The 15330-nt window shown below is 63.7% G+C and carries 11 protein-coding genes; 5 read left to right on the forward strand and 6 right to left on the reverse strand.

Annotated elements, in window-relative coordinates:
• Positions 1 to 25: 25 nt before the first annotated feature.
• Both L4X63_RS05280 and L4X63_RS05285 read right to left on the reverse strand, forming a co-directional pair.
• Positions 26 to 808 carry a hypothetical protein gene (locus L4X63_RS05280; RefSeq protein ID WP_250677538.1) on the reverse strand — a complete coding sequence of 261 codons (783 nt, stop codon included), beginning with the start codon at positions 806 to 808 and terminating at the stop codon, positions 26 to 28.
• Positions 805 to 1509, reverse strand: a complete 705-nt coding sequence (locus L4X63_RS05285; protein WP_250677539.1) for a hypothetical protein — start codon at positions 1507 to 1509, stop codon at positions 805 to 807. The genes L4X63_RS05280 and L4X63_RS05285 overlap by 4 nt, the downstream gene beginning before the upstream one ends.
• A gap of 335 nt (positions 1510 to 1844) precedes the next feature.
• On the opposite strand from L4X63_RS05285, the gene L4X63_RS05290 reads away from it, so the two are divergent.
• Together L4X63_RS05290 and L4X63_RS05295 are read left to right on the forward strand one after the other, a co-directional pair.
• Entirely contained in the window at positions 1845 to 3713 is a 1869-nt protein-coding gene (locus L4X63_RS05290) for a hypothetical protein (protein WP_250677894.1), read from the forward strand.
• A 36-nt stretch (positions 3714 to 3749) separates the two neighbouring features.
• The gene (locus tag L4X63_RS05295) at positions 3750 to 5177 is read left to right on the forward strand and encodes a LysM peptidoglycan-binding domain-containing protein (protein ID WP_250677540.1); all 1428 of its coding nucleotides are present in this window, start codon (positions 3750 to 3752) and stop codon (positions 5175 to 5177) included.
• A 19-nt stretch (positions 5178 to 5196) separates the two neighbouring features.
• Here the strand turns inward: L4X63_RS05295 and L4X63_RS05300 are convergent, their stop codons facing one another.
• Positions 5197 to 5931 (reverse strand): lytic transglycosylase domain-containing protein, encoded by a 735-nt coding sequence (locus L4X63_RS05300; RefSeq protein WP_250677541.1) that lies wholly within the window; start codon positions 5929 to 5931, stop codon positions 5197 to 5199.
• A 133-nt stretch (positions 5932 to 6064) separates the two neighbouring features.
• Between L4X63_RS05300 and L4X63_RS05305 the strand changes: the two genes are divergently transcribed.
• The gene (locus L4X63_RS05305; protein WP_250677542.1) at positions 6065 to 6778 is read left to right on the forward strand and encodes a YceH family protein; all 714 of its coding nucleotides are present in this window, start codon (positions 6065 to 6067) and stop codon (positions 6776 to 6778) included.
• Between the two features lie 96 nt (positions 6779 to 6874).
• On the opposite strand, the gene L4X63_RS05310 is transcribed toward L4X63_RS05305, so the two are convergent.
• The 3 genes from L4X63_RS05310 to traF all read right to left on the reverse strand — a co-directional run bounded on the left by L4X63_RS05310 (position 6875) and on the right by traF (position 11555).
• Positions 6875 to 7945: a type IV pilus twitching motility protein PilT gene (locus tag L4X63_RS05310; protein WP_250677884.1), complete on the reverse strand. Its 1071-nt coding sequence runs from the start codon at positions 7943 to 7945 to the stop codon at positions 6875 to 6877.
• A gap of 91 nt (positions 7946 to 8036) precedes the next feature.
• The gene (locus L4X63_RS05315) at positions 8037 to 9773 is read right to left on the reverse strand and encodes a DUF4388 domain-containing protein (protein ID WP_250677543.1); all 1737 of its coding nucleotides are present in this window, start codon (positions 9771 to 9773) and stop codon (positions 8037 to 8039) included.
• Between the two features lie 204 nt (positions 9774 to 9977).
• Positions 9978 to 11555, reverse strand: a complete 1578-nt coding sequence (gene traF, locus L4X63_RS05320; protein ID WP_250677544.1) for a conjugal transfer protein TraF — start codon at positions 11553 to 11555, stop codon at positions 9978 to 9980.
• Positions 11556 to 11875: 320 nt separating this feature from the next.
• Between traF and L4X63_RS05325 the strand changes: the two genes are divergently transcribed.
• Together L4X63_RS05325 and hbs are read left to right on the forward strand one after the other, a co-directional pair.
• On the forward strand, positions 11876 to 14371 hold the full coding sequence (locus L4X63_RS05325; RefSeq protein WP_250677545.1) for a penicillin-binding protein 1A: 2496 nt from the start codon (positions 11876 to 11878) through the stop codon (positions 14369 to 14371).
• A gap of 220 nt (positions 14372 to 14591) precedes the next feature.
• Positions 14592 to 14867 carry a non-specific DNA-binding protein Hbs gene (hbs, locus tag L4X63_RS05330; RefSeq protein ID WP_250677546.1) on the forward strand — a complete coding sequence of 92 codons (276 nt, stop codon included), beginning with the start codon at positions 14592 to 14594 and terminating at the stop codon, positions 14865 to 14867.
• Positions 14868 to 15330: the final 463 nt, after the last annotated feature.

Raw genomic sequence — 15330 nt, forward strand, 5'->3', positions numbered from 1 at the left:
CCGGTAGCAGGCCGCGGCCTGGGCGTTACTTCTTGTGTTCGTGGCGGAAGATGTGTTCCCGGCAGTAGCCGTACTGGCCGTTACATTGCGGGCAGTAGCGGAAATCCATGTCGGGATGCGTCCGGTCGGTGATCCCGCAGACCGTGCAGCGGTGATGATAGTCGCGCTCGCGGCGGGGAAGGGCGGCCTTGCTGAGGAAACTCCTCCGGCGGTAGCCGGTGGAGTTGACGATATCCCTGGCGAAGAAAATGAGGTAATTGCCGGTGGCAGCCAGCACCGAGACCCTGGCGGCCCAGCCGCCGAAAAGGAGGAGGTAGCCGTACCCGGCCCAGGTCAGTATGGCCAGCCACTTGATCCTGACCGGCAGCACGAAGAAGAGGAGGATCTGGTAATCCGGGAAAAGGGTGGCGAAGGCCAGAAACACCGACCCGGCCAAAAAGGTGTTCCCGACCGGCAGGTGGGGCACCAGGAACGAGGCCGCGATGGTGATCAGGCAGCCGAGGAGGAGGAATGCGTTGTAGCGGAAGGCTCCCCAGTGGGCCTCGAGGGCGGAGCCGAGCAGGTAGAAGAAGTACCACGCGAAGAGGGCGAAGAGCAGGCTCTGGCGGGGCGGGTCGAACGGGAGGGCGGCGATCCGCCACCACTCTCCCGCCATCAGCCGGTCGGCGGAGAGCAGGGTGGCGGAAGGGTCGAGCTTGCCGGTCATGTACATCACGTAGAAAAGCGACTGACCGGCGATCAGGTAGATCGTGAGGTTCGGTATTGCGAAGCGCCCGAGCTTGCGCTCCAGTGAATCGAGTACTCTCATCTATTGTCCATGGTTATCGCCGAAGCGGCACGCTTTGGCTGGGTGCCGGCCGCGGCAGGGGGATTCTTGGGGGGAGAGGTGGCCTCCGCTTTCGCGGGTACGGGGGCGTCCGCCGGAAGCGACTTGAGGATGGCGGCACACTCCTCGTCGGAAATGAGCTTGATGGCGTTCAGCTCCTTGATGTCTTCCCTTCTCGCGTACTGCATGGCGAAGGCGAAGTCCTCGGTATCCCAGGTCCTCGGATCGGGATAGGCCATCCGCACCATGGTCTGGGCCGAGTTCGGATTCTTGGTCAGGTATTCCTTCCACTCGTCCCTCTGCGCCACCGACATGTAGTTGAACCAGATGTGGTGGGCGAGCTCATGCACCAGCAGGTCGCGCAGTTCCCGGTCGTTGTACTCACGGTAGAGGTTGCGGTAGATCTGCTTGGTGTCGGGGCGGTAGGCGCCGAGGTGGTATTTCACCTCGCTCGGCATCATGACCTCCTCGAAGGAAGAGCCGCCGAGCCTGAGCGTGAAGCGGTCCTTGTCGAAATGCTCGAACAGGGTCATGAGGGTGGTGTCGGTGCGGGAAAGTTCCTTCGGCTTGTTCCCCAGCCCCCAGCATACCGGGATGTAGGTGGTGTTGCAGCCGGCCAGGATGCCGGCCAATAGGAGTAGAAGCAGCGCCTTGATAGCCAGTCGGCTGCCGATGAATCGCATACATACGGACAGATAGGCCATGTCGGGTTTCCTCCCACTGATCACCGCCCTTGGCTGACGGGGCGGGAAGTGTTCACGATGCTCCCGGAGTCCTGATCAGGACCCTCCAGGAGATCCACCACAGAAAAGACAATGGGGAGATGCCAAGTAAAAATAACAGGATATACTTACCGGCTGAAAAAGCATCGGCCAATTTAGCACACTCCCCACCTGTCGTGCAACAAACTGTAAACGTAACGGCACTTTTACCTGTAAAAAACCTTTCTCATGAGCGGATTGAGATTGATTATTTCCTGCCGCTCCCCTAGAATGCGCCGGAACAGCAAAGGGTATCAATGACTTCCATCTTACTCATCACCGACATCGAACGTGTACAGCGGGTATTCCAGTCCCTGGAAAAGGACGGAGTCCTGCAACTGCGAACCTCCGCCACTCTCTCCCTTTCCGCCGAGGAAATCGGGGACCCGGCTCCGCAACTCATCTTCGCCCAAAGCCGGATTTCCGGCTTCTCCAGCGATATCGCACTGCGCCATCTCAAGAAGATCCTCCCCCCCAGGGCCAAGGTGGTCATCCTCGCCGTCGATCAGGACGACGTGGAGCTGGCCCAGAAACAGGCCAAGCGGTACCTCGACCTGGCCGATGACGACCAGGCGCTGGCGGAGGGGATCAAAGGAATCGTCTCGGGTAAACGTTCCAAGCCGCCGGCAAAGGACGCCGGCAAAGGTGAGGGGACCCCGGCGAAGAGAAACGCGAAGGCGAAGGATGAGCCTGCCGCTGCAGTAGGCAGGGGGGCTGGCGAGGAAGGTGGCCTCGCGAGCGAAGCGGCCGGCGAAGAGCTGACGGCAGCGCCTTTTTCCACCGTACCGGCGCCTCCGGTGGCCGAGGAGCCTGGGGCCGTACGTCCCGAGGCGCAGCCACCGGTGCCGCAACTGGTGCCGCAGCAGGTTTCCGCACTGCAACCTCCCGCGGCGGCTCCCGCCCATGCGAAGGTCCCGCCCCCCGCGGCGGCTCCCTACATTCCGACCCGGGAGTGGTTTACCGCTGACACCGCCGCCAAGACCGGGGAGGTGAGCGCCGCCGAGGAGAAGAGTGCCCCCGCCGAGGAGGCCCCGGCTGGCGAGGAGGAGACCTTCGCCGAAATGATGCGCCGCGCATCGTCCCGCCAGGGCGCGGAGGGTGAGAGCGGACAGGTAGAGAGCAGGCAGGTAGAGAGCAGGCAAGCATCGGCGGCAACACCGTCGCGGCCGGGGGAGGAAGCGGAGAGCCCCGCCCGCCCCATTTACGTCGACGAATATCTCCAGAGTCTGGACGCGCAGGAGAAGGCTTCCTCGAAGAAGAAACGGGCGGCATGGAGTATCCCGCTGGCGGTCGCCCTTATCTTCATCCCGCTGGTCCTTTACATCGTGGGACCGTTCGGACCCCGTTCCGCTTCGGTGAAGAAGCCCGCTGCCGGAGTCGCCCCGGCCGCGCCGGGAACCAAGCCTGCGCCGTCCGGAGCGAAACCGGGTCAGCCCGCATCTCCCGCGGCGGCATCCAACGCGCTCCCCGCTCCGCCGGTTTCCGGGGGCGCCGCTCCCGCACCTGCCGCTCCCAAGGCTGGCGCCGCTCAGGCACCCAAGTCGGCCACCGCTCCTGCCGGGACGCTTCCCGCCGGATCGGCTAAGCCTGCCGCTCCGGTGGTGCCCCCTGCCGCGCCGCCCGCAGCAAAGGCACCGCCTGCAGTCAAGGCACCGCCTGCACCGCAGGGAGCCGTATCCAAGCCCGCGAAAGTCCAGCCGGCCCCCGCCGCTCAACATCCGGCGGCGCCCCAGCAGGTAGCGCGTCCGGCGGCCACGGCCAAGGTCAAAGGGGTCACCTCCCTCCCCCCCTTCCTCGCGGGAGTAACCATCGACCCCGCCTACAGCAAGAGCCACCCCGGGTGGCAGCGGCTGATAGGAACCAGGGCGGAGTACAAGCTGTACAAAGAGGGGAGCCTCTATAAGGCCCTCCAGGTGCTCGCGCCGAGCGGCCAAACCATCTCGGACCAGATTTACCAGCGGGCGCTGCTCGAGTTCGGCGGCATCGACCACTACCAGGTGAAGTCGACCGAGACCAAGGGGGGCTTCCTCGTCGAGCACGGAGTCGGGCCGGGCGGTCTTGGGCTCACCATCTATCGAAAAAAGAGTGATCACGCCCTCAAGGGGCTGGTGGTTTTTTACCCCTGAGGCGGGTCCGGTCCTGGCAAGGAGTCATAGTACGTGATGAAACATCGAAATGAAGCACCGGCATCGGAAAAGAGGCAGCTGTTGAACGGGGTGAAACAGGGGGCCGTCCTCCTCCCCGCCCTCTTCTGCCTGCTGGGACCATCGCTGGCGCTGGCTGAAAAGGCACCTTACGACATCGACATCAAGGAGCTGGAGCGGGAAAAAGCGCCGGCGCCGAAGGTGGAGAAGAAGAAACCCGTCCGCCATAAGAAGGAAGGAAAGGCGAAAGAGCAGACCGCCGAGCGCGGTGAGACCTCCGAGAACCGTGAGCCGTCCGAGCATCCCGGTTATTGCCGCTACACCATCCGGCGGGGGGATTACATCTTCAAGATCCTGATGGGGCACGTCGGGATGTCCAACGAGCAGGCCGAGCGGCTGATCCCCGAAATCGTCAGGATCAACCATGTCGCCAACATTCACGACCTGAAGGTGGGGAGCGAGCTGCTGATCCCGTGCGGGAAGCAGGAGGCGGCGCGGCTGGCGGCCAAGACCCCGGCTGGGAAGGAAGAGAGCCAGCCGAAGGCCCCCTCTTCCGGAGAGCGGGCATCGACAGCGGCTGCCGGACAGGCGCCAGTCCAGCCTCCGGCCGCCGCCAAGCAGGAAGCAGGCGAGAAGAGCAGGCCGTCAGGGAAGGAAACTGCTGCTCCCCGGCAGGCTCATCCGGCAGCCGTTGCCCCGGCAGCTCCCACTCATCCGACCTCTGCGGCCCCGTCTCATGCTCCGGCGGCCCCGGCTCGCCACGCTGCTCCGGCAGCCCCGGCTAGCCACGCTGCTCCGGCAGTTCCGGCAGTTCCGGCAGTTCCGGCTCCGGCTCCGGCTCCGGCTCCGGCTCCGGCTCCGGCTCCGGCTGCTCCAGTTCCCGCTGTTCAAGCCCCCGCCGCTCCAGCCCCCGCCCCTTCGGCGGTGCAGGCGCCGCCCAAGCCGCAGGTGATTACCGGGCCGGTCTGGTACTGTTCGGTCGCGGATCACGATGCCGGGCGCACCATCGACTCGGTACTCAACGCACTTTCCATCAAGTGGGCGAAAAACAAGATCATCGATTCGGGAAGCGCCTATTCTCCCCCTTTCAGCATCATGGTGGACCGCTACTTCGAGTTCAAGGGGGGGCGTTACATCGTGAACCTGGGGACGCCGGACGCCTACACCGAGACGCTCACGAGGCTGCTGAAGGCAGCGGGGTACCACGTGCTGAGGGTCGATGCCAGGGGGGATTTCAGGGGGGATTTCAGGGGAATCGTAAGGGATCTGCTGCAGATGCTCGGCATCGCGCCGGACTTCGGAGTGCATCCGCTGGAGGGAGGGGGGGCGCCGGCCGGTTTCCTCGTCCAGTCTGAGGATGCGGCCGGAAGGAAGGTCCTGATCGGCGACCAGCCGGCGGCTGCCAAGCAGCAGTGGGTACTCCCGCCGGGATGCAGCCAGCGCTGATGGTGATGGAGGGATCCGGCTAGGGCATCACGCCGGCGTTTTGGAGTTGGGGCAATTCGGCCTCGGGCGACGATTCGTTGTTCTTCAGGCCGCTGGAGAGTTCCGGCGGCGCAGCGGCAGCCGGAGGGGGAAGAGCGTGCTTGAGGGATGATTCGTTCATCGTCGGGGGCTCCTGGAGCACCTCTTTCGGCACCGGGACGTACGGTTTCCCCTTGGCGACGAACTCGCGCTTCTTCCCTTGGGCCGCCGCCTCCACCCAGCCGTCCACCTTCTCCTTGACCAGCGCCTCGACGTTCTCCTTGAGCGGACCGTAGGCCGCCTCCTGCTCAACCGGTTTCACCTTCTGCAACTGGGCGAAAACCTTCCTGGCGTAGACGTCCCGTTTCTGGGGGGTCTGGCTGTTGTAGCAGCCGATAGCCTTCCAGTTGTAGCCGTATTTGCTGATGCACATCGCGAGGATCCAGGCGCCGGTCTTGGTGTTGAAGCAGGCGTCGCCGAGGTTGTTCCAGCGCTTCTTGCCGAGCACCGAGGCCCAGCTGGAGTTGATCTGCATCAGACCGAAGTCGAAGGTGCCGTTGGCGTTGCGATTGACGGCGGTGGGATTGAAGTTGGACTCCACCTTGGCAATGGCGCGCAGGATCTGGGGATTGATACCGTACTCGGCGCCCGCTTCGTCGAAGCAGAAGCAGTAGCCCTGGGTGGTGATCCCTACGGTGAGCAGGGTGGCGAGTATGGCGGTTCGAATGGCCGGCATTATATTTCCTCTCTCGAAGCCTCCGCGGCGGTTGCCGGGCTGCGGCGGACAGAATTCGGTCTATCATACCTATTTCGGGTGCCGCTGTCACCCCCGCAAAATCGCATAGTTCCAAAAAGGGCAGGAGATTGCCATGAAAATGAACCTCGACCAGCTGGAAATCAGGGTGCTCGGCAGCCTCATCGAGAAGGAGCTCTCTACCCCGGAGAACTACCCGTTGAGCCTGAATGCGCTGGTGGCGGCCTGCAACCAGAAGTCCAACCGGGAGCCGGCCATGTCGCTCACCGAGGCGGAGGTGTTGGCTGCTCTGGAGCGGCTCGGGGCCCGGGGGCTCGCGCGGCTGACCACGGTTGGGGGGCGGGTCCCCCGCTACTGCCACTCGGTAACGGACAAGCTGGGCCTGGCCGAAGGGCCCCGCGCGCTGTTGGCGGAGCTGATGCTGAGGGGCCCGCAGACCCCGGGCGAGTTGAGAAGCCGCTGCGACCGGATGGCATCCTTTGCCGACGTGGCCGCCATGGAGAGCGCCATGGGCGCGCTCTTGCAAGCCGGTCCGCCGCTGGTGGTCAGGCTTCCGCGGCAGCCGGGGCGCAAGGAACCGCGCTACGCACAGCTCTTTGCCGGAATGCCGGAGATCGCCGAGGAGAGCGAGACGGACGACCAGGGCTGGCAAAGCGAAGAGGGAACCGCTGACCTTGAAGGGGGCGCCCCGGCCCGGGCCGCGAGAAGTGGAGGCGGCGGAGCAGCCGCCGCGCGGTTGGCCGCGTTGGAGTCGGAGGTGGGCGAGCTGCGGGGGGAGGTAGCGGGCCTGCGGCGGGAGATCGAGGAACTGATCGACTCCCTGTCGTAGCGGAAGTTAAAACGGCTGGAAAATAGAGGGGACTAGCTCCGTAAGGTGCCAGTCCCCTTTCTGTTTCCCGTCCCCGTCCCCAGTAGCGGGCGTAGGCTAGTTGGTGAACATCATCTTCCGTTCGAGGTCCATCGAGTGGGAGAGGCGCTTGGCCTCCTCGATGGTGATCAGGTCCTGTTCGTGGAGCTGGATCAGGTGCTGGTCGAGGGTCTGCATCTGGTACTGACTCCGGCTGTTCTCCATGTGGGCCTCGATCTCGTCCAGCCTTCCCTCCCTGATGCAGCTCTGGATGGTGGAGGTGCCGCGCATGATCTCAAGCACGGGGAGGATGAACTCGCCGGTCTTGTTCATGATCAGGCGGATCGAGATGGTGGCGACCAGGATGTCGGCCAGCCGGTGGCGGACGATCTCCTGCGCTTCGGGGGGGAAGTGGCCGATGATGCGGTTGATGGTCGAGACCGCCCCCTGGGTGTGCAGCGTGGAAAGGACCAGATGCCCGGTCTCGGCGGCCATCAGGCAGGCCTCGATGGTGGCCCGGTCCCGCATCTCGCCGACCATGATCAGGTCCGGGTCCATGCGGAGCGCGGCCTTGAGAGCCGAGCTGAAGCTGTCGGTGTCGATGCCGACCTCGCGCTGGATGATGCAGCTCTTTTGCGAGGTGAAGAGGAACTCGATCGGGTCCTCGATGGTGATGCAGTTGTAGGAGAAGGTCTCGTTGATGTGGCGGAGCATCGAGGCGAGGGTGGTGGACTTGCCGTTGCCGGTGGGTCCGGTGACCAGCACGAGCCCGTTGGGGGCCTTGACCACTTCGCCCAGCACCGGCGGGAGGCGGAGCTCGTCGAAGTTCCCGATATTGGCGGGGATCACCCTCATGATGATGCCGAAGCAGCCGCGCTGGCGGAAGATGCTGACCCTGAAGCGGGCGCCGCTGGGGAGCGAGAAGGAGGTGTCGAATTCCTTCTGGTCTTGCTCCCACTTACGGTTGTTGTGGGCCAGGATCTGGTGGGCGATGAACTCGGTATCTTCGGCCAGAAGGGCCGGGAGCTTGGAGCGGATGATCTGTCCCTTGCCCCGGAAGAAGGGAGGGTTGTCGACCTCGAAGTGGACGTCGGAGACCTTCTTGTTGAAGGCGATTTCCAGGATCTGCACGAAAACCTTGGCGTCGATGGCCATGAACTACCCTCCTCTGGTGCTACCGCTTCCATCTACATTGCAAATGACTGGGGGATCCTTCCCATCGTGGAGGGTGGAGCCACCGCTATTTCTGTGCGCAGCGCTTGCGGTACAGGGCGTTGTCGATCACCACTCCCGCGTGCTGGGCGAGTACTTCCAGAAGCTCCAGCTGGGGCTCGCCCCCCGCGCGGTCGCCGAAGTCGGCGTAGATGAGGGCGATGACCCGGCCGAAACTTTTCACCGGCAGGAGCAGGGCCTTCATGCTGGCTGGCAGCCCGATCGCGCCGCGGATGGTCTCCCTAAGCGAAGCGTCGGCGTCCCCGTAGTAGCACTGGCCTTCCAGGGTCTGCTGCAAAAGGGAGTGGGGAGCGACTGGCAGCCTCAGGCGGAGCGGGGTGACCTCGCCGGGCGCCGTGACGCCGATACCACGCTCGGCAACGAGCTCCGAGCGCACAGCCACGAAGGTCACGGCGCGGGAGAAGAATCCCCCCACCGATTTCAACAGGGTAAAGGTCACCTCGGAAGGCTCGCGCAGATCGGCGAAGGAGGAGAAGAGCTCCTTGACCCGCGGCAGGCTTCCCTGGGTTCCCTCCTTGAGCGCCGGTGCCCCCTTCCTGAGCACGGCATCGAGGGCGCGCGAGCACTCGATGGTGTCGGAGATGAAGGTTTCTCTCCGCTCGGCACGGCTCGCCTTGGGGACCACCGCCTCGGCGCCGGACTGAAGGGCGTGGGCGCTCAGCTCGAGATCCCACGGGGCGCACAGCACCAGGACCCTCAGCGCGGCGAATTTCCCTACCTTCTCCTGGACGAGTGCCACGGTTTCCCTGGCGGCCGCCGGTCTTCCGGCTGCCTCGGCCCCGTCGACGACCAGCACGGGACGGCGCCCCTTCGAGTGGAGCTGGTCGATAATGGCGTCGAGCCCGGCGGCGTCGCGGGTGGCGCAGACGAACCCGGCACCGCTGACCGCGGAAACGCACTCGCGGACCACGGGGTCGGCGGAGAAGAGCACCACCGCCGCCTCGGCGGGGAGCGGTTCGGGGCGGTCGGCCAGGCTTTCCAGATAACGGAAGAGCTGTTGTTGCTCTTCGGCGGCGATGCCGGTCAATACCCCCTGCAGCCGCTTCTTCGGGGTTTCCTCCTCCACCTCGTCCAGTGCCGAGAAGGCCTTGGGGATCTTCCTCTCCAGGCCGTCCAGCTCGTCCAGCCCGAGGTCGGCGGCCGACAGTTCGGCATCGGCGGGTTCGGCGGCCATCGCCAGTCCCGGGCCGAGCGGGCGGAAGAGGGAGCCGTCCTCGAGGGTGCCGTCGCGCTTGCGCTCGTCGTAGATCCTCAGTGCGTCCATCAGCACGCTCTGGGTGTTGAGATGGATGTCCTTCTTGAGCTGCTCGGGGAAGTAGCGGTATTCGTCGCTGGCGATGGTCTTCTCGACGTCGAGCGAGAAGGTCCCCCTGATCCAGGTGAGCACCTCCACGATCGTCATCTCGATCAGCACTTCCAGCCCGTGGTAGGCCTGGTCGGGGTGGATTCTCCCCCCCTCGATCAGGGTCTGGATGATCGGCTTGCGGCCGGAGCCGGCCTTTTGCTGCTCGTGGAGCGCGCTCTCCAGCTCTTCCGCGGTGATGACCCCCATGTCCATCAGGATCTGGCCGATGCGGACGCTGTTGTTCACGTGGTTGGCGCTGACGATGTAGCCGTCCTTGAAGACCAGCTGGCTCTCCCCTTTGAGGCTCCTCAGGGTCAGGGTGCCGGACTTGGCGGTGGCGTGCAGAAGCTGGATGACGTCCGCGATCGGGAAATGTTGTAAATCGCCGTCAAAAGACATACGGAAACCTTCCGGTTATCGGTGGTGGAAAAGCGGCAGATGCGGAATCGGAGCCGGATTCTAGCATGAGACTTTGTTTAAGTAAACGGAGAAATCTCGGAAATCCTCAAGCCAAAACGGGGCGTTACGTGACGGTGCCCGGCGGTGGCGTTCGGGGAAGGGGGGCGGGAGCGGGCGCCCCGGAGGAGACCCGCTCCCGCCCGGCTAGAACTGGATGTTGAGGGTGGTCTGCACCCTGGCCTCTTTCGGGTAGTTTTTCTCCTTGAATTTCGCGGTTTCCAGGCCGTAGGCGCCGTCGATGTCGAAGTAGAACCACTTGATCCCGAGCGAAAGACCGGCGGTGGCGACCGGGCCCACGTCGTTGTTGGCGAGGTTCTTGTACATACCGCCCCTGAGCTTCAGCCAGGTGAAGGGATGGAGCTCGAGGCCGCCGCCCAGGTTGCGGCTGGTGTAGTCGGCGCTCGGCAGGACGGTGTCGTTCTTGGTGAGGTCGAGGTCGGCGGCGATGGTCAGCCAGGAGAGAGGATCAAGCGAGATACCGGCCCTCACCTGCGGTTTGAGGACGACGCCCGAGTTGTCCACCGGGTTTCCGTTGGCGTCGGTGGCGACGAGGTTGCCGTGCTGGTCCTTTAGGGGCGGTGCCGAGAACTTCGGAGAGGTGAGGTTCTTGCCGACCAGGCCGAAGTTGAACCAGTCGCTGTATTTATAGAACATCCCGAGGTCGAAGGTGACTGCGGTGCTCTCGGTGTAGTTCTTGGTGAGGTTGCTGGTGATGTTGCCGGAGCTGACGCTGCTCCCCTGGTTGACGAGCAAAAGCTCGGAGGAGTAGACCCGCCCCACGATCGGCTTCACCGAGGCGCCGATGCCGAGTTTGCCGTAGCCCCCCAGGTCGATAGGGTGCCCGTAGGCGATCGGGAACTCCACGTAGGCGAGGTTCCTCAGGACAACCGCGGTGCGGTTGTTGTCAATTGAGCCACCGGAGCCGGTAAAAGCGTTGAGAAGGTCGGTGATGCCAGCTGCTGCGTTGTTTGGGGGGGTGGGGGAGATGGTCGATCCCGATTGGGTATTGCCATAAAGAGTCTTGTCAGCAGTGGCCAGGAAATCTTGAGCCCCAGTTGCGCTGAAGCCGGCCGCTTCCAGTTGTGACAAGAGGTTGCTACGCTGCGTCGCATCGGTGAAAAACTGGTAGCTGTACGCTCCGTTTTGGGAGGCGCCGGCGGTGGCGGTGGTAATCTGGCTAATGGACGCCGGCGTCGTGACTCCGTTAACGGTGGTTGCTGGCAGGACGTTCTTTAGGTCGATGTCAGGACGAGCAAACCCCTCCATGTTGCCGAAGGCACCGAAAGCAAAATGTTTGATCTGCATCGCAAACTCGGTGTTAGCCTCAAGCGACACGGTACCCTTCTTGTCCTCGATATCCTTGAAAACCGCCAGCATGGCAATCACATCACCCAGTGCCTCTGGATGTGCGTTTATGTCTTTGAACTTATCGAAGGTCGAGAGGCCGTTGGCGCCCTTCTCGGTGAACTTCTCGATCTTGTCCACGTTGTCGGCCAGCCCTTTCGAAACCCTCAAGCCCGCGCTTACCTCGACCGGCATGCTGAAGGAGGTCTCGTTGAAGGCGAGCCCGGCCGGGTTCCAGTAGGCGGCCAGGGCGTTGGTGGTGCGGGCCACGCCGGCGCCGCCGATGCCGAGGTTTCCGATCGGCTGGAAGGTCGCCGCCTGGGCGGTTCCCGCCAGGGACAGTGCGCACAGTGCCAAGGGTATTGCGAGTTTTCTCATCGGTTACAGTCCTCCCTCATGTTAATGAAACGGCGCCGTTCCTGGCGCGGGATCTTAGCCTACAAGCTGCCGGTATACAATGGAAAAGTGGCGGTTTTTACGGCGCCGGAGTAGGGAAATCAATGATCCGGTGGCGGCCGCCATCTTCATGGGTAAACATTGTCCCTTGAATTCATTGGTCATTCTGGGATAATCTTGCTCTTCGGACGCTTTTACCGATTGTTTAGCCCTACATGTCCGATTTGTCGTAATTTTGGCCCCGGCCCCGCCGCCCGGCCTTTTGCGCATTAGACGGACAGACGTCACGGAGACCCCCGCCAATGGAGATTTACAAAGCCCCGTCCCGCAGGATCAAGAAGACTCGCTCGTACGGGAAGCTTCTCGGGACCATCCTGGGAAGCTGTTGCATCATCGGGATGCTCGCCTTCATCGGCTATCTTTTCTATCTATTCAACGCCCTCCCCAAGGTCGACCGGCTGGCCGATTACCGCCCCCCCATCCTTTCCCAGGTCTTCGGGGCCGACGGAAGCCTGGTCGGCGAGTTCTACCTCGAACGGCGGACTGTGGTCCCGGTGGACAAGGTCCCCCGGCGTCTGATCCAGGCCTTCGTCTCGGCCGAGGATTCCAACTTCTACCAGCACAAGGGGATCGACTACCTCGGCATCCTCAGGGCCGTGTTCAAGAACATCATCTCCCTCCGGAAGAAGGAGGGTGCCTCGACCATCACCCAGCAGGTCGCCAAGTCGATGCTCCTCACCCCGGAGAAGAAGTTCTCCAGAAAGCTCAAGGAGGCCATCCTCGCCAAAAGAATGGAGGAGCGGCTCTCCAAGGACGAGATCCTCTACATCTACCTGAACCAGATCTACCTCGGGGCGGGCGCCTACGGGGTGGAGCTCGCGGCGGAGACCTACTTCGGCAAGGAGGTCGACAAGCTGAACCTGGCCGAGATGGCCATGCTCGCCGGGCTCCCCAAGGCCCCCAACGCCTACTCCCCGATCAAGCACTTCGACAAGGCCAAGGAGCGCCAGTCCTACGTCCTGGAGCGGATGGTCAAGGAGGGGTACATCACCCGGGCGGAGGCCGATTACGCCAAGGCGGCCCCGATCGTCATCCATGCGCTCAAGAAGGTGAACGCGGAGCAGTCGGCCTACTTCCTCGAGCAGGTGCGGCAGCAGCTCGAGGAGAAGTACGGGGAGGAGCGCCTCTACAAGGACGGCCTGCGTATCTACACGACCATGAACGCCGAGATGCAGAAGGGGGCCTACGACAGCGTGGTTAACGGGCTGAAGGCACTCGACAAGCGGCAGGGGTTCCGGGGGGCGGCGCGCTACCTCGGGGAGCAGGAGGTCGATCCCTTCTGCAAGAAGGTCGAGGACGGGATCGACTACGTGACGCTCAAGCAGGGCTCCACCTACCAGGGGGTGGTGATCGGGATCGATCCGGCCAAGCAGGAGCTCAAGGTGCGGGTCGGCGACCGCACCGGCACGCTCATCAGGAAGAACATGGAGTGGGCCGGCAAGGTCGAGCTGGTCAGCGCCTGGGGGAAACCGCAGGCCAAGAGGGCGATCGGGCTCGGCGCGGTGCTCGAGCTGCAGGTCAAGGAGCCGGACCAGAATAAGAGCGGGGCGGTCTTCGCCCTCGACCAGGTCCCCGAGACCCAGGCGGCCCTGGTGGCCATGGACCCGATGACCGGCGCGGTGCGGGCCATGGTGGGCGGGTACGACTTCAAGAAGAGCCAGTTCAACCGCGCCATGCAGGCCAGGAGGAACCCCGGTTCCGCCTTCAAGCCGGTCATCTACGCGGCGGCCCTCGACAAAGGGCTCACCCCGGCCACCGTCATCGACGACTCCCAGGTCGAGTACGACAGCGGCGGGGACAAGGCTTGGAAGCCGAAGAACTACGACAACGTCTACCGCGGACCGGTCACCATGCGGGAGGCGCTCACCAACTCCATCAACGTGGTGAGCGTGAAGATCCTCGAACAGATCGGGGTCTCCTCCGCCATCGAGTACGCGAAGAAGCTCGGGATCACCTCGCCGTTGGCGGCCAACCTGACCCTGGCCCTCGGCTCCTCGAGCGTGACGCCGCTCGAATTGACCAGCGCCTACGCGGTCTTCGCCTCGGGAGGCTACCGGACCACCCCGTATTTCATCACCAAGGTGCTCGATCGCGACGGCCGGGTGCTCGAGGAGATCCCCGAGCCGAAGGTCCAGGCGCCTGCCTTCGCCAACCTCTCCACCCCGCAGGCCGACGGGACCGCCGCCGCGGGGGACAATCAGGGAGAAGAAGGAAAGGGCGAGCAGCCGGCCCCCGCTCCGGCGGTGGTGGCGGCTCCGGCCACCGGTCCCTCCGCGGTGCCGGTCGTCTCGCCGGAGATCGCCTACCTGATGACCAACCTGATGGAGAGCGTCGTCAGCAGCGGCACCGGCGGACGGGCGCGTGCCCTCGGCCGCCCGGTGGCGGGCAAGACCGGTACCACCAACGACATGAAGGACGCCTGGTTCGTCGGCTACGTCCCCCAGCTGGTGGCGGGGGTCTGGGTCGGCTACGACCAGGAGAGGAGCCTCGGCTCCGGAGGCTCGGGCGGGCAGGCAGCGGCCCCGATCTGGACCGAGTTCATGCAAAGGGCCCTGGCCGGGGTGCCGGTCAAGAGCTTCGCCGCTCCCGGTAACGTCACCTTTGCGCTCATCAACCCCCATACCGGCAAATTGGCCCGCGAAGGGAGCGGGGATGCGATCCAGGAATGTTTCATTAGCGGCAGTGAGCCGACGAGCTACGATCAGGATCCTGCGCCCGAACCGGCGCCTAAACAGTAAGTTGTTGAAATCAGTCTATGTTTTCCGACGGCACTGGCCGGATGCGGCAGTCCGGCGGCCGTGACGCGGAGCATAGCCGGTGAGGGTTTGGCGGAGACCAGATCGAGCTAGATCCGCTCCTGTCCTGGAGGAAATGCCGGTAAATCTGAATAAAACCCTTGCAAATTGCGTTTTTATGATTATAGTGGCATTTAATTTAATACAGCCAAGGGGGGTTCACATGACTAAGGCAGAACTGGTTGAGGCAGTTGCTAAGTCCGCAAACATCTCGAAGGGAGCAGCCGAAAAAGCGGTCGGCGCTTTCATCACCAGCGTGAGCGGCGCTCTCAAGAAAGGGGAAAGGGTAACCCTGGTCGGCTTCGGCAGCTTCGAAGTCTCCGACCGCCAGGCACGCACCGGTCGCAACCCGCAGACCGGCAAGGAGATCAAGATCTCCGCCGCCAAGGTTCCCAAGTTCCGTCCGGGCAAGGCTCTCAAAGACGCCATCGCCAAGTAATTCAGCTCAGGCTGCTGAGCGCCCTCCGTTCGGCTGCCTGACCGTACCGCACCGGAACCCCGCCTACCGGGATGGTCCTCCGCAAGGAGCGCTCTCCACGGTCTGGCGGGGTTTTCTTTTGAGCGCTGGCAGAGCGCCGGCGGCTTTTTTTTTGAGCGGGGCGGGCGCCGCGGAAGCGCTCCCATGGCCTCGCTGCGTCCCGGGAGAAGGCGCAAAAGCGCGGAGTAGAAAAGAAAAGCTTGCTTTCGCCGTGATCCTGTAGTAAACGTGGTCGGCTGACTGACTCAGTTTCATCCGGAGCCTCGAGCTCCTCCCATCGATCCAACCCCTCGCATTACCGGTCAATCCCCTCGACAATGCGGCAGCAGCAAATGGTTGGCGACGATGCACGATCTGCCGGTCATCACCTGTTGTCGTCACTAAGCTGCGGCCTTTGCCGCGGCCACTCTCTCACGTCCTCTAT

This window comes from Geomonas sp. Red32 (assembly GCF_023652955.1).
In the GTDB taxonomy this organism is placed as follows: Bacteria; Desulfobacterota; Desulfuromonadia; order Geobacterales; family Geobacteraceae; genus Geomonas.